16 protein-coding genes and 1 pseudogene are annotated in these 14,933 nt (G+C 40.1%); 6 read left to right on the plus strand and 11 right to left on the minus strand.

Annotated elements, in window-relative coordinates:
- Positions 1-233: 233 nt before the first annotated feature.
- The gene (locus tag KG708_RS11585; RefSeq protein ID WP_213609935.1) at positions 234-545 is read right to left on the minus strand and encodes a hypothetical protein; all 312 of its coding nucleotides are present in this window, start codon (positions 543-545) and stop codon (positions 234-236) included.
- 109 nt (positions 546-654) lie between these two features.
- On the opposite strand from KG708_RS11585, the gene nhaR reads away from it, so the two are divergent.
- Entirely contained in the window at positions 655-1,548 is an 894-nt protein-coding gene (gene nhaR, locus KG708_RS11590) for a transcriptional activator NhaR (protein ID WP_213609937.1), read from the plus strand.
- Between the two features lie 159 nt (positions 1,549-1,707).
- On the opposite strand, the gene KG708_RS11595 is transcribed toward nhaR, so the two are convergent.
- Positions 1,708-2,517: a sulfite exporter TauE/SafE family protein gene (locus KG708_RS11595; RefSeq protein ID WP_213609939.1), complete on the minus strand. Its 810-nt coding sequence runs from the start codon at positions 2,515-2,517 to the stop codon at positions 1,708-1,710.
- A gap of 451 nt (positions 2,518-2,968) precedes the next feature.
- On the opposite strand from KG708_RS11595, the gene KG708_RS11600 reads away from it, so the two are divergent.
- Positions 2,969-3,943, plus strand: coding sequence for a DUF1852 domain-containing protein (locus KG708_RS11600; RefSeq protein WP_213609941.1), 975 nt, complete (start codon positions 2,969-2,971; stop codon positions 3,941-3,943).
- A 31-nt stretch (positions 3,944-3,974) separates the two neighbouring features.
- Complete coding sequence (locus KG708_RS11605) at positions 3,975-5,012, plus strand: methionine synthase (RefSeq protein ID WP_213609943.1); 1,038 nt, start codon at positions 3,975-3,977, stop codon at positions 5,010-5,012.
- 418 nt (positions 5,013-5,430) lie between these two features.
- Here KG708_RS11605 and KG708_RS11610 read toward each other — a convergent pair whose 3' ends face one another.
- Entirely contained in the window at positions 5,431-5,949 is a 519-nt protein-coding gene (locus tag KG708_RS11610) for a hypothetical protein (RefSeq protein WP_213609945.1), read from the minus strand.
- A gap of 559 nt (positions 5,950-6,508) precedes the next feature.
- Here KG708_RS11610 and KG708_RS11615 point away from each other — a divergent pair.
- Positions 6,509-7,189 (plus strand): annotated as a pseudogene (locus KG708_RS11615) (haloacid dehalogenase type II).
- 67 nt (positions 7,190-7,256) lie between these two features.
- Here KG708_RS11615 and KG708_RS11620 read toward each other — a convergent pair.
- Together KG708_RS11620 and KG708_RS11625 are read right to left on the minus strand one after the other, a co-directional pair.
- Complete coding sequence (locus KG708_RS11620; protein ID WP_213610221.1) at positions 7,257-7,706, minus strand: effector binding domain-containing protein; 450 nt, start codon at positions 7,704-7,706, stop codon at positions 7,257-7,259.
- 178 nt (positions 7,707-7,884) lie between these two features.
- Positions 7,885-8,751, minus strand: coding sequence for a LysR family transcriptional regulator (locus tag KG708_RS11625; protein WP_213609947.1), 867 nt, complete (start codon positions 8,749-8,751; stop codon positions 7,885-7,887).
- A 104-nt stretch (positions 8,752-8,855) separates the two neighbouring features.
- Between KG708_RS11625 and KG708_RS11630 the strand changes: the two genes are divergently transcribed.
- Complete coding sequence (locus KG708_RS11630) at positions 8,856-9,356, plus strand: lactoylglutathione lyase family protein (RefSeq protein ID WP_008130525.1); 501 nt, start codon at positions 8,856-8,858, stop codon at positions 9,354-9,356.
- 150 nt (positions 9,357-9,506) lie between these two features.
- Here the strand turns inward: KG708_RS11630 and KG708_RS11635 are convergent, their stop codons facing one another.
- Positions 9,507-9,923 (minus strand): hypothetical protein, encoded by a 417-nt coding sequence (locus KG708_RS11635; RefSeq protein WP_213609949.1) that lies wholly within the window; start codon positions 9,921-9,923, stop codon positions 9,507-9,509.
- A 105-nt stretch (positions 9,924-10,028) separates the two neighbouring features.
- On the opposite strand from KG708_RS11635, the gene KG708_RS11640 reads away from it, so the two are divergent.
- The gene (locus KG708_RS11640; protein WP_366513608.1) at positions 10,029-11,009 is read left to right on the plus strand and encodes a ChaN family lipoprotein; all 981 of its coding nucleotides are present in this window, start codon (positions 10,029-10,031) and stop codon (positions 11,007-11,009) included.
- Between the two features lie 39 nt (positions 11,010-11,048).
- Here KG708_RS11640 and azu read toward each other — a convergent pair whose 3' ends face one another.
- The 5 genes from azu to KG708_RS11665 are packed head-to-tail and all read right to left on the minus strand — an operon-like array spanning position 11,049 to position 14,878.
- A complete protein-coding gene (gene azu / locus KG708_RS11645; protein WP_213609951.1) occupies positions 11,049-11,498 on the minus strand; it encodes an azurin in 450 nt (149 codons plus the stop codon).
- Positions 11,495-12,238 carry a DUF2470 domain-containing protein gene (locus tag KG708_RS11650; protein WP_213609953.1) on the minus strand — a complete coding sequence of 248 codons (744 nt, stop codon included), beginning with the start codon at positions 12,236-12,238 and terminating at the stop codon, positions 11,495-11,497. Before KG708_RS11650 ends, azu begins: the two co-directional genes overlap by 4 nt.
- Positions 12,235-13,023 (minus strand): heme ABC transporter ATP-binding protein, encoded by a 789-nt coding sequence (locus KG708_RS11655; RefSeq protein ID WP_213609955.1) that lies wholly within the window; start codon positions 13,021-13,023, stop codon positions 12,235-12,237. The genes KG708_RS11650 and KG708_RS11655 overlap by 4 nt, the downstream gene beginning before the upstream one ends.
- Positions 13,020-14,072 (minus strand): iron ABC transporter permease, encoded by a 1,053-nt coding sequence (locus KG708_RS11660; RefSeq protein ID WP_213609957.1) that lies wholly within the window; start codon positions 14,070-14,072, stop codon positions 13,020-13,022. The genes KG708_RS11655 and KG708_RS11660 overlap by 4 nt, the downstream gene beginning before the upstream one ends.
- Positions 14,069-14,878: an ABC transporter substrate-binding protein gene (locus KG708_RS11665; RefSeq protein ID WP_213609959.1), complete on the minus strand. Its 810-nt coding sequence runs from the start codon at positions 14,876-14,878 to the stop codon at positions 14,069-14,071. The genes KG708_RS11660 and KG708_RS11665 overlap by 4 nt, the downstream gene beginning before the upstream one ends.
- Positions 14,879-14,933: the final 55 nt, after the last annotated feature.

The following is a 14,933-nucleotide window of genomic DNA, read 5'->3' on the forward strand; positions in this document are numbered from 1 at the left end:
CACTCTCTTTTTAATCAAAATGGTGTGAGGGGTTTACAGCTGAGGTCAAAGGTTAAAGGAACAAGGTCAAAGAATTTTAGTTACCGTAAGTTGGGTATAGTGAAACCAAACTCAACAAGGAAATACTGCTCAATAGGTAATAAGTGAATCGTTTATTGCTAAACATGGCTTGGAATTAGAGAGGCATTAAAAAAGTAGCATCCATGCCACTACAAGTGCGATATAAATAAAAACTAAGAGCTTAGTTGCGAAGGTTGATATTTATTAACGAGAATATGCTGCAAACTTTTAAGTGCTCGCTTTATCGCTTGCAGCATACTTCTTCCCTTTGTATTTACATTAATACTGGGTAGCCCTGGCAAAAGAATATTAATTTTGCATTGCTGCAAAGTGCCGTGGCGCTCACTCGAAAGATCATTTATTTGAATCTCAACTTTACGAATATTTAAAGCATGTTTTGCCAATTGGCTTTTTATCAACTTTAAAAGCGACATCTTTTCACTTGCGTTAATTATCTTATTTTTAACTGTAAGTTTTAGCTTCATGCAATTACACCTTTTAGTAGTAACTATGTTGCAGGCATGACTGTAATCTACTAACTTAGTGGCAAAGGAAAAAGCTGATTATTTCTTACTTTAAAACAGGTATTTTCGAATGATTACCAACATTAACTACAATCACTTATATTATTTTTGGCAGGTAAGTAAGCACGGCAGTATTGCAGCGGCGAGTAAAATACTTAATTTAACGCCGCAAACGGTCAGCTCACAAATTACTAACTTAGAGCAACGATTAGGAAAACCACTGTTTGTTCGCCAAGGCCGAGGCCTACAGTTAACGGAATTTGGCCATGTAACCCAGCAATACACCAATGATATGTTTGCTATTGCCCATGAATGGCTAGAAACCACGCAAGGTGATACCATGCAATACTCACGAACACTAAAGGTCGGTATTTCAGATGTGTTACCCAAATCACTGGTGTCGAAGTGGCTAGCGCCTTTAATTAATAACGACCGTATTTCAAACTTACACTGTATTGACGGCCAACAGGATGAGCTACTTGCACAAATGGCGATTCATAAGCTCGACTTAGTTTTAGCCGATAAACCGCTCGACAATACCTCGTCATTTAAGACGTTCTGCCATGAAATAGGCAAAAGCCAAATCGCTCTTTTTGGTAACGAAACATGGCATTCGCAATTACATAAGCAGTTTCCGCAATCTTTAAATAACAAGCCTTTAGTACTCCCCGCAAAAGAAAGCCCCGTTGCGCGGGCTATTTATTATTGGCTGCAAGAGCAAGAGATTGAAATGACAATAGCAGGCCATGTTGACGACAGCGCATTAATGAAGTCGTTAGGTGAGCAAGGGTTTGGTATATTTCCTGCGCCTATTTTGGTAAGAGCCGAGGTGGAGCGCCATTACGGCGTTAATTACATTGGTACAATTGATAATGTTTATCAGCATTATTATGCCTTTACGCCCGACAGGCTCATCAAAGACAGTATTTATGATGAATTTATAAAACACGCTCAAATGACGTAGATTTTAGTTAATCCTCTTAAGATGTTAAAGGTTAAAGGTTAAAGAGTTCGGACTCTAACGCTCAACACCGACGCGGGGTGAACCCGCTGCTACTAGTCGCTAATATTCTAGGTAGCAGCGGCTTTATGCCGCGTCTTTTTAAGGCTCATATAAATGCTCTTATCGAGTAAACATATTGATTGCCATTATTATTAATAAGCCGGCAAATATTTTCTTTATGGTTGAAACTGGCAAATAATGGGTGGCTTTAGCGCCGAGCGGCGCAGTAAACCATGAGGTGCATACAATACCCAATAAAGCGGGCAAATACACAAAGCCAGCAAACCCCTCTTTTAGGCTAAATAACTGGCTGCCTGAGCTGATATAACCCATTGAACCAAATAGTGCTATCACAATGCCTGAGGCCGAGGCGCAGCCAATGGCTTTTTTCATATCAATAGAAAAAAACGTCAGTAGCGGCACTAATACTGCCCCGCCACCAATACCTATCATGGCAGATAACCCACCGGTTATGGTCGTATAAACGCTTAGCAACCCTTTGTTTGGTAACGGGCGCGCTATTGCTGAATCATTCTTACCTGAAAAAATCATTTTTAGTGCAATTAGTACCACACTTACAGCAAATACCAAACGCACCACATGCTCGGGTAACAGCGCAGCCATAAAGCCACTAATAAGCGCACCAAAGGCAACGCCTGCCATAACCCAAGGCGCAATATCCCAGGGTACATTGCCATTTTTATGATGCGCAATAGCCGACGAGGTCGAAGTAAATAAAATAGAGGCCAGCGAGGTCGCAATGGCAACTACCACTACTTGTTCAGGTGGCAAAGCATTAAAGTGCAGTAATATCATGCTGAGTATGGGCACAATTACCAGCCCGCCCCCTATTCCTAATAAGCCTGCTAAAAAACCAACACCGCTACCTAATATGGCGCAGTATATAATTAACACTATTAAATCACTCATTCCTTTTGTCTCTTCTTATGTTAAGGGTTGTTATGCTCTGTGGCGGTGAGTTGCGTGTAAAAAACGTTTAATAAAACATCTAATCTCAGCAAGGTTTATTCGAGTATATCAACAACCGTTTATGTAAATGGCACTTTAAGTACCTATATGCATTGAATAATACTCACGTTTTGTATGAATAAATCACAACACCCGTAAAAACATCTAGAAATCTAGACTTCTAAATTGGCTTTTATGAGAGAAGCATAGGCCATTAGCTGACTTTACCCATTTAACTTTGTAAGAGAATGAATCTGGCTCATGTTTTACCTGAAATAATACCGTTTTTCTTCATGCTCTATTCCGCGTATAAATTTATTAACTCTGCACAGCACCATTACTGCTAACTCGTTAGTTTGGTTTAAACAGGCAGTAATAAAGCAGCAATAAATTTGATTGAAAGGAGACGGCTATGAGCACTGATCTTACATTTACTATTAAAAGTACTAACTTGGATGAAAACTACCATCCATCAAACAACACACGTATTACGACCAACTTCGCTAATTTAGCAAGGGGTGAAAGCCGCCAACAAAACCTGCGTAATACCCTAAAAATGATCAACAATCGTTTTAATGCAATGGCCAGTTGGGATAACCCACAAGGGGATCGTTACGAGGTTGAGTTAGAAATCATTTCAGTAGATTTAGATATTGCCGGCAGTGGCCAAGCATTTCCGTCAATTGAGGTATTAAAAACCAATATTATTGACCGCCAAACTAACGAGCGAATAGAAGGCATAGTGGGTAATAACTTTTCATCGTATGTGCGCGACTACGACTTTAGCGTGTTATTGCTTGAGCATAACAAAAGCAAACCGCAATTTAGTATTCCCGATAACTTTGGTGAGTTACACGGCAAGTTGTTTAAATGCTTTGTAAACTCAAATACCTATAAACAGCACTTTAAAAAGCCACCGGTTATTTGTTTAAGCGTGTCTGATAACAAAACCTATCAACAAACCGAAAACTTACACCCCATTTTAGGCGTAGAGTACCAGCCTAATGAGTCGTCGTTAACAGAGCAATACTTTAAAAAAATGGGCTTACAAGTGCGCTACTTTATGCCACCAAACAGCGTTGCACCGTTAGCGTTTTACTTTTTTGGTGACCTACTTAACGACTACAGCAACCTTGAGCTAATTAGCACCATTAGCACCATGGAAACGTTTCAAAAAATTTATCGCCCAGAAATTTATAACGCCAATGCCGTCGCAGGTAGCCGTTATAGACCGAATTTAAAAAATGACGACCATTCGTTAACGCAAATTGTGTATGACCGCGCAGAGCGAAGCCAATTAGCGGTTGAGCAAGGCAAATTTACCGAGCAGCATTTTATTAAGCCTTATCAATCAGTACTGCAGCAGTTCTCAGCAAGTATCGCGTAATCACACAACAAAATTAAAGGCAGCATTTATTATGAACAAACTATTACCCACTTCATCAGCAGGCAGCTTGCCAAAACCGTCATGGCTTGCTGAGCCCGAAACCTTATGGTCACCGTGGAAATTACAAGGTAGCGAGCTGGTAGATGGTAAACACGACGCCCTGCGTATTTCCTTGCACGAGCAACAAACTGCAGGCGTAGATATAGTCAGCGATGGCGAGCAAACCCGCCAACACTTTGTAACCACCTTTATTGAACACTTAAATGGCGTTGATTTTGAAAACCGTAAAACAGTTAAAATTCGCGATCGTTACGACGCCAGCGTACCCACAGTGGTTGGCCCTGTGTCTCGCACTAAATCGGTATTTGTTGAAGACGCCAAGTTTTTACGCCAGCAAACCAGCCAACCAATTAAATGGGCATTGCCAGGGCCCATGACCATGATCGACACCCTGTATGACGATCACTATAAAAGCCGCGAAAAACTAGCATGGGAATTTGCCAAAATACTCAACCAAGAAGCCAAAGAGCTAGAAGCCGCAGGGGTTGATATAATCCAATTTGATGAACCCGCTTTTAACGTGTTTTTTGACGACGTAAACGACTGGGGCATAGCCTGCCTAGAGCGAGCCATACAAGGGCTAAAATGCGAAACTGCCGTGCATATTTGTTACGGCTACGGCATTAAAGCCAACACCGATTGGAAGAAAACCCTCGGCACCGAGTGGCGACAATACGAAGAAGTATTTCCTAAGCTGCAAAAATCGAATATTGATATTATTTCGCTAGAATGCCAAAACTCACATGTACCCATAGAGCTACTCGAACTGGTACGCGGTAAAAAAATAATGGTAGGCGCAATCGATGTAGCCACCAATACTATAGAAACACCCGAAGAGGTGGCCAAAACCCTACGCGAAGCGCTTAAGTATGTAGATGCCGACAAGCTCTACCCCTGCACCAACTGCGGCATGGCCCCCCTGCCGCGTGACATCGCAAACGGTAAGCTCAACGCTCTTAGCAAAGGCGCAGAGCTAGTACGTAACGAGCTATTAGCAGGCATCTATTAGCAGTGAATGTAGCTTAATTTTAATTACAGCTGATGCCAAAAAGCCACACCTTCACACATGTTAAAATGTGGCTTTTTTAATCAAAATGTAACGGGGGTTTACACATCGAGGTTAAAGGTAAAAGGTGTTAGGTGAAAGGTATTAAGTTCGTTGAATATTGGTTGGGTTGAGTGCAACAAATTAGCTTAAGTAATCAAACCTAACCGAGCCGCTAGGTATTATCGATTGAGTGGAAAGTGCTATTTGGATGGCGTTAGGAGTTGCAATGTCTAAAGTCAAGATTTGAGCCAACTGGCTTCTTGAAAGCGTTTTCAGAAGCACACAAGCAGTTAAATAAGGATTGCCATGAGTGCTTGTAGCTTGGATAAGAAATGTGGGATTCCCTTAGAACTTGACCCAATTCATTCACTTTTTATTCTTATTTATTCCAATGGCAATTATCACTCGAGACAAAAAGCTTGTTGGATCTAAAAACTTTAAAGTCGAACGGGTAATTGTTTATATAAGCAGAAAACGTTAAGTAAAACACGTATTCGTCGCCTGATTTTAATTCAAACTCTTCATCATAAAAAACATCAAACTCTCGCTTTGAATATGGAGCTAGAACTAAACTCGTTACAGGTTCCTTACCTTCAAAACTAGAGAACTTGCTCTTTTTAGCATATTCCCAACGGGTGTAATGCTCTGAATATGATTTCTTTTGAACAACTTTAATGGCATTCGACTCCCAAATGCCGAGCTTGTTATTTGCACTTTTTATATTTACATAGGTACCAGTCATATTGTGAAACTTTACAGTAGCGTTGCCCTTAACCACTGAACAACTCACATCAATATAAACCTTATTGTACAAATCGATACTATGTTCAGCGGTCATGCTGAACATAGTGTGAGACGATAAAATAGCAACCCCCAACAGAATTAATTTCTTAGTCACTTATAACCTCTTATTTTGGAAAACAAAATCAAGTGTATAAACATTTTTATATTGAGCTGCTCTATCTAGCCTTTGACTGTCTAAAGAAGACAAAGTGGTCAAGACAAAGCAGTCACCCATTAGAAAGTTCCGGTCAAGCAGGCAGCTGTGTTTTCTTGATCTTTTTTATTCAAAAAACCAAATCTTGACTTCAGACATAAAGTTTATTGACTGACCCGTTATCCTCATTTTGCCTATTAGACAAAGTCTAAAGCAATAAGGTAAACCAGTAACCCCCTACTTTTAGCTATTACTTACTTTGATTGCTAATGAGCACTTATAAATTCAACAACGGCTATACCCTTCCTAAAACAACACGAATGTTCTTGATTTGAAAGCGCTGCTGATGTGTTACTTGATTAAAAACCACCTCGCCATGCGGTATTTTTAACCAAACCGTAACGGAGGTTTACAGTAACTGCTTAAAACGCGGTGCTTTTACTGTTTTTTATTAACTGATAAGGTGATTAAGCGAAGCAATAAAATTGCGTTTTAGTAACGATTTAAACAGGAGTCATTAATGGCAACTACACTGGCGTTTGATGTATACGGTACGCTTATAAACACTCATGGCGTGGTGTCGTTACTTGAAAATATGATTGGCGATAACGCGCACGCATTTTCAACTACTTGGCGTGAAAAACAACTCGAATACTCGTTTAGACGCGGCTTAATGCAAAACTACGTGCCGTTTTCGGTGTGTACTGAGCAGGCACTTAATTATGCGTGTTTACTGCACAAGGTAACTTTAAGCGATGAGCAAAAAGCACAGTTATTAGCACGTTATAAAACCCTACCCGCATTTGATGATGTAAAAGCAGGGCTTGAGAGCTTAAAAGCACAAAACTATCGGTTATTTGCGTTTTCTAATGGTGCGGCCAGTGCGGTAAATACCTTGCTCGAAGCGGCAGGTATAAGTAATTACTTTGAAGGCGTGGTGAGCGCCGATGACATTAAAACTTTTAAACCCAACCCCGGTGTTTATAGTCATTTTTTACGTCAGGCAAATTCAATCGGTGCTAATACCTAGTTGATATCGAGTAACCCGTTTGATGTTATTGGGGCGTTATAGCATGGTATGCGTGCTGCGTGGATACAGCGCTCAAGTGAGGCTATTTTTGACCCCTGGGAACTAACGCATACAATAACGGCGTGCGATTTACATGATTTAAAAACCAAGCTGGCCAGTAATAACCAATGATTTAGTGGGCAGGGGTTAAATTACACCAATGGAAGGCTAGGTTTGCGCTTACAAACCTAGCCGTTTTTTAGTCTTCAATTGCAATAGCGATTTCTATTTCGTTACTGTTTTTGTAATACTCAAAATCACTGGTGTAAGTACGCTCATAGCGGCAATCGTCAGAGCTGAAGTATTGCCAAATTTCGCCCCATAAATCGATTACTGCATCGGGCATTTCACCCTCACCTTTAAATACCAAATAACGCCCCGCTTGGGTGGTTACTTTTTTAGCTTCTGGAAGTGTAATTGATAAATTATCGCAGCAGGCAATTACGTCAAAGTCCCCAGTGAGATCGCTTTCGTAATTAGTATACACACCATACACTTTGGTGTTTTCTGTAAGGCTGTTGGCAAACTTTTCACTAAATTTTTGCCAAAGTTCAGCTATATTTGCAGTGCCAGCATTCATTTCATTGGCGTTGCAGGTTCTTACTTTTAAGCCAATTAAGTTCTGACTTGCTAATTGTTTTACTTCCATCATGACGTCCTTTAGCGTTAATACAAACACCAACGTAACAGAAAAACCGCCAATATTTTAAATTTTGTATTAAATATTTCATAAACAGTGATTATTAAGCTCAATTGCGTATTTATTGCTCATATTTAAATAGATTCCAATTTCTAAACACGGCTTTACGGGCGCTGATTTGGGTGCCCTAGCCTGCTTTTATTGCGTTAATAACGCTATGCATACGCTTTGCTAACGACCTATTTCGGTGATGGCACACATAAATATTTTCGCTAATTGGTTTGGTTAAATGATGTGTTTTAATAAGCGAAGGTTTATTAAAAGCACTTACTGCGTGTGCGGGTAAAACCGTAAAACCCAGCCCTAAACTTACCGGCTCCAGTATTAAACTTATTTGGTTAGAAAACCCCGTTTGCTTAATTTGATCAACATGTTCAAATTCTGGGAAATTTTCACTTAATAAAAGCTGTGCATGATGTTTTGCATCGGGGTGGCTAATAAAACCTAGTTGATTTAATGCGCTCCATGTTGGGTTTTTAATTGCGCCCGGAGTGACCAGTAGCAAAGGTTCTTGGCCTATTTTATGGCTGGTTACTTCGCTAAGGGCTGGCGCTTGAGTTAAAAAGCCAATATCGGCGCTGTGGTTTGCTATTGCTTGTTCAACACGGGTATTTGGAGCAAAGCGGTAATCTATAATTAGCTCCTTGTGCTCTACTTGCAGTGCTAATAGTTGATTGTAAAACTGCAGCCCGCAACTACCTGGCGACTGTATTTTAACTAAACCGCTGTATGGCGAGTCATCTTTTAATTGCTGCTCTAAAAATTGCCATTCTTTGAGTAACTGACTACCCTGCTGATATAAATTTTGCCCCTGTACGGTAAGGGTAAATTGTTTACCGTGGCGCTCAAGCAAGGCGCAATCTACTTGCTGCTCTAACTTTTTTATATGTTGGCTTACGCCTGACTGGGTCATATAAAGGCGCTCGGCGGTTTGGGTAAAGTGATTTACCTCAACTAAAGTACAAAACGTGTTTAACCAAGTAGGATTTATCATTACAAAATATACTTAAAATGATGATTAATGATAATTTTACTTAATGTTGGTCAGTTCGTAAACTCACTCCATCAACTAAACATAGTTAAGTAGGAGTATTTATTATGAGTCATACCTATCCACGTAGTTTTTCGCACATTGGTATTTCAGTTCCTGATGTTGAAAAAGCCGTAGAGTTTTACACCAAAGTAATGGGTTGGTACACCATTATGGAGCCGACTGTGATCACTGAAGATAACAGCCCAATTGGCGAAATGTGTACCGATGTATTTGGTCCAAATTGGGAAAAATTTAAAATAGCGCATCTTTCAACAGGCGACCGTATTGGGGTAGAAATTTTTGAATTTAAAGACCAAGAAAACCCTAAAGACAACTTTGAATACTGGAAAACCGGTATTTTCCATTTTTGTGTACAAGACCCAGATGTAGAAGGCTTAGCAGATCGTATTGTTGCTGCAGGTGGTAAAAAACGTATGCCAGAGCCACGTTACTACTACCCTGGCGAAAAGCCGTACCGCATGATCTACATGGAAGACCCGTTTGGTAACATCCTTGAGATTTACAGCCACAGCTACGAGCTTATATACAGCGCAGGCGCTTATTAAATTGCAACAGATATAAATCTAGCTTACTTAAGTAAAGGCCGCAGTGTCTATAACTGCGGCCTTTTTATACCTAAAAAGAGTACCTTGGGTTGATGTATTAGTGCTTATAACTCAGGGTCTTTGCTTATTAATAGTTTCCTACCAGTCAACTTAGTGTTCAGTAAGCTGGGCACAGGGTTGTAATGCTAACTTTTTCAGTTGTGTAATACAGGTAAGTATTAGGTCGCCATGCTGTTCTTCATTAAACAGTTCATAGAGCAGGTCAATAGAGTGCGCTAATGCACTCGCTGCTGCGCTTTTTTCGTTTAAAAAATGAAGCGTAGTATAGAGGCATTCTGTTAATGAAGTAATTTGTATCAATTGGTCTTTATCGACACATTTGTACATTTGCGCTAGCAGAGAAATGCTTTCAAGTGCAGTTCCTAAATACGGCAATGCTTGAGCAAATTGATAGCGTTTAAAAAGTGCTTCACCCGTTAATTGTGAATTTTGAATATCTATAATTGCTTGTTCTGGTTGACATAAAACATGTTGTTTGTGTCGAGCACATAAAAAAGGTAAGGCCATGGGACGTTCCATATCTGTTTATTTTTTAAGACTGTAAAACAGAAATCTCTAAACATCAAATGATAATTGTTTTTATTTGTATTTGTGGGTTTAAAGCAGTTTGTTGTGTATACTAATGTCATTGTTTTGATCCTTATTTTTATAAAAACCGATATGAAAAACCCATTTTTAGCACTTGTTTTACTCAGTGGATTATCAGGCTGCAGTATCAACACAGTATCAGTATCTCAAAATTCATCCTTGTATAATTATGGGCTTTATAATGCAAAGGGTCAGCGAGTTAATTCAATATTGTCAGAATCCACGCTTTTGAATGCCGATGTTGTTTTAGTTGGTGAATGGCATACGCATCCTGGCGTACATTTATTTCAGGCTGAGCTATTTCAGCAATTAAGCACACAAAGTAAAGCGCTTGCGCTATCGCTAGAGCAATTTAGCCGCGCTGATCAGCAAACGCTAAATCTCTATGTTGAAGGAAAAATAGGTGAACAATACTTAATTGATAATACCAACGCATGGCCTAATTATCAGAGCGACTATCGTGCGCTAGTTGAGTTAGCAATTGTAAATAATGCAGCGGTTATTGCGGCAAATGCACCTAAATATGTTGTAACCTGTGTTGCTCGCCAAGGTATTAATTACCTAGATAAGCTCGATGCGCAACAGCGCAGTTTTATTGCAAAAGAGATTGATATTTCGCCGAGTCCTTATAAAGAACGTTTTATGCAATCAATGCATCATGGAACGCCAAGCCAGAACGAAAATTTTTATGCTGCACAAGTTATATGGGACGAAACAATGGCTGAGTCTATTGTTGATTATATTAAGGAGAATAAAGGCTCGCAGGTTATGCATATAGCGGGTGATTTTCATGTTAAAGAGGGTCAAGGCATTGCCCGTGTAATTAAACGTTTAGCGCCAGAGCTTAATGTAGTATGGATATCGCCGGTTATAAAAGTAAAACCGCAGCATAGTGGCTATCAGTTACAGGTTAACCCCTTGCCTATACGTTATGTGCAAAAAGCGCATCAACAAGCGGCCTTTAAAAAACTCAGTAAACGAGGCGAGCAAACACAGTGCCGATAATAGGTTGACACTGTGTTTGTGCGATACGCTTTTTAATATTTACTTAAGCGTAAATGTGCCTTTCATCATGGCAAAGTGCCCAGGGAAAGAGCAAAAGAAAGTATAGTCGTTTCCTGCTTTTAATTTACTGGTGCTAAATGTAACTTCGGTGGTTTCACCGCCACCAATCACTTTTGTTGCTGCAATCACACGGGAGTCGTTAGGCTTTACATAATTGTTGCTCAGCCCAGCTGCGTTGCCGTCAGTTATTATACCTTGCATGTTTTGCTCGGTAGAAAGCACCCAGTTATGGCCCATAACATTGGCAGGTAATTTACCTGTGTGATTAAGTTTAACAGTGACTTCTTTGCAGCTTTTAGGTGCACTGAGAGATTTAGTCGAAAACTGCATCATATCGTTTGAATCTAGGCTTAACTTGCACTCGTCTGCATAAGCTATATTTGCACTTAATAAAAGTATGGCACCGGTTAATAACGCTGATTTTTTCATACTGTTTCCTCTAAATTATTGATGCTATTTCTAGCATGATTGGTTAAAGCTACGAGCGATTTTCGCACTGCTAATGGGCTATCGCACTCGGTTGTAAAATTAATAAAGTAATTGCGTTTTTGGCTTTGTATGTAAAAACCGTGAGGGAGTAAACCGCTCATAATAGGTTTCTTGTTAGATACTTTGTAATGCTGCATTAAGATCAGTGACATCGCGTCTTGATGATCTTCGTTCATATGTTCAATCATGCTTTGCTGCTGGTTTTCGTCCCATTTTTTTGGCGCACATTGCCACTCTTTTTGTTCGAGCCAAAATATTTTCCCAAAGCCGCCAATATAACGCACACGCACTACATCTAATTGCCATAAATTAAAATCGTGGGCTTTGCGATAGCTTGCAGCCTCTGGATACAAAGCGATATATTTGTTAATTAGCACTTCGGTTTGCTCCTTTGGCACTACACTACCATCGCCTACAAGCGTTACACGGCCATGTTCGTTTTGATCGCCATACTCTGCTGCATCAAAAATAGTGAGACTCATGCGTGAATCGTGTTTTAGGTTTTTAGTATGCTGGGCTATATCGCTAATAAAAAAGTAAACGCGGCCTTGCTCGTCACACATATAGGGCGTAACCGAGCCAAATGGATAACCGCGCAAGTTGTTTGAAATAGTCGACATAACACCTGTACTGTTTTTAAAAACCAGCGCTCTTGCTTCGTTTAATGCGTGTTCTCTCATAAAAACTCCTGACGTTGAGAAAAAACCATAGGTGCATTGTTATATGGATGAGCATTAACATGCAGTTTTATGGCGTACATTTGTTGTAAATTAGATTCTGTAAGTACCGTGTTTATTGGCCCACTATCGAGTACTTTCTTATCGTGTAATAAAATAGCGTCAGTGGCATAAAGGCTGGCTAAATTTAAATCATGGATTGCTATAATGGCGCTATTTCCTTGTTCAACAAACGCACTAACACAGCTTAGTAATGTGTGCTGATGACGCATATCTAACGCCGATGTAGGCTCATCAAGTAGCATCAATTTTGGTTGAGTTGAGTCGGAAAAAGCATTGAGCTGAGCCAGTGTACGTGCCATGTGTACCCGCTGTTGCTCACCGCCAGATAGTGCACTCATTCGTCTTGTTAGGTAATCAGTTAAATCCATTAGCGCAGCATACTGCTGCACTTTTTCGGCTTGCATTTTAATAGATTCAACATAGGGATAACGGCCCATAGCAATAAGTTCAAATACGCTAAAGTCAAATCCTATTTGGTTGCTTTGCATCATCACAGCACGTTGCGTAGCTAATTGATTATTTGTGAAAGCATGTAATGGTTTGGTATTAAAAAAAATGTCTCCATCAAAGTGATGCATACCCGCTAATGTATGAAGCAAAGTAGATTTACCGGCACCATTTTCGCCTATCAGAGCAACAAGTTGGCCTTTGCCAATGGTATTACTAATATTTTGTAAAATAGTGTGGTTTCCAAAGGCCACGCTTAGGTTATTAAATGTGATCATGACCAACCTCGCTTATTTTTAATGATTAAATAAATAAACAATGGCGCGCCAAGTAATGCGGTTATAATACCTATTGGGAGCTCCGCGGGCATAACAACTAAACGTGCTAACCAATCAGAAAGCAGTAAAACAATAACGCCAAGCACCATACAAAGCGCAAGCATATTTCGTAAATGAGGCCCCACCATTAACCGAGCAATGTGTGGCACCACTAAACCAACAAAACCAATTAAACCAGTTAAAGCAACAACAGCACCTACCCCTAAAGCAACTAATATGATTACATGTAGTTTAAGCTTGCTGGTATTAACACCCAAATACTGTGCTTGTGATTCGCCTATAAGCAGTAAATTCATTTGATCTTTTAATCGCCAAAGGCCTATTAAACTGATCAGCAGTAAAGGAATAGCTTGTACTATTGCGTTCCAGCTTGCTCCACCTAATGAGCCCATTGTCCAATAGTTGATTAGGCGTAACGCACTATCGTCGGCGTAAAAACTCAATAAACCAATCACGGCAAATGCTAATGCGTTGATTGCCACCCCCACTAAAATAAGGGTGGTTATATTAATTTGTCTTTGCTGTTGTGCTATTAAATAAATTAAAAAAGTGACTGATAATGCGCCTAAAAAAGAGGCATAAGGTAAATATTGCTGAGCATTAAAGTTAAATTGCTCACTTAATGCTATAAAAGCCACTGCGACCATCGCGGCGCCTGCACTAATACCAATAATAGAGGGATCAGCAAGTGGGTTGCGGCACAGAGCTTGTGTCGCTGCCCCTGTTTGTGCAAGCACTAGGCCTACTAAAACAGCCAACACAAAACGAGGCAGGCGTATTTGCATAACCACATTAATTTGTAGTGCGTCAAACTGCTTAAAGTGTTCAGGGGCCAGCCATGCAATAGCTAAACGCCAATCCCACCCTGCGGGCCCATAGCCGATGCTAAGCAGAGTTAACGCAAAAACACAGGTATAAGTTAACACCATCCATTTTTGTTTTTTACTTAATACCAAAGGGGTAAAACGGCTAAAAGTTAACGTGCTCATAAGCTTGACTTGTATTCATTAAGTTCGTTAATTGCAGTGGCTATACGTGGCGACATGCCAAGCGAAAGTAAGCTATCCATTACAAGTAAATGGCATTGCTGGGCGGCGGTTAATAAGCGCAACTGTGGTTGCTCGCAAAAAGCCTGCTTGCCACCCAAACTAGAAACAACGTGTGCAGGTGCCACTAAAAAATCAGACTGTTGTACTGCAAGTACTTCGGTATTGATGGCTTTAAAGCCTGAGTGTATAGCGGCTATATTGGTAATACCAGCATAATTAAATAATAGGTTAGGCACGGTTTCTTGGCCTGCTGCAACGAGCCCACGCTCATTGGCGGAAAGTAAGAAAAGTGCACTGTGGCTATCATTTTGTGATGCTTTTGGTAGTGATTTTTTGATTTCAGTAATGAGCATGTTCGCATTTTGGCTTGCGTTTAAATCTTTTCCAAGGTGTTTAATGAGTAAAAATAGTTCATCAACCGAGGTTGGTTTTTTATACTCGATAACATGAACACCTGTAGCTTCTATTTGTTTAAGTGCTTGTTTTCGTCCTGCACCTTCAAGTACTAATAATTTACTCGGGCGCATAGATAAGACGCCTTCAGCAGCCAGATCGCGGTAATAACCTACTTGCGGTAGTTGCGTTGCCTGCTGAGGGTACATACTTGACTGATCGACACCAACCAGTAATGTTTGTTTATCTAAAGCATAAATTATTTCTGTTAAGGTGCCCCCGGCACTTATTATTCTTTCTTTTGCAATCACAGGGTGAGTGAGCAAAACAAGCACACAAATGAGGTATTTCATAACGAACTCCAATTTTATTTTTAACGCATTATAACCAATTTAATCTAAATGAAAA

This window comes from Pseudoalteromonas sp. (genome assembly GCF_018402495.1).
GTDB lineage: Bacteria > Pseudomonadota > Gammaproteobacteria > Enterobacterales > Alteromonadaceae > Pseudoalteromonas.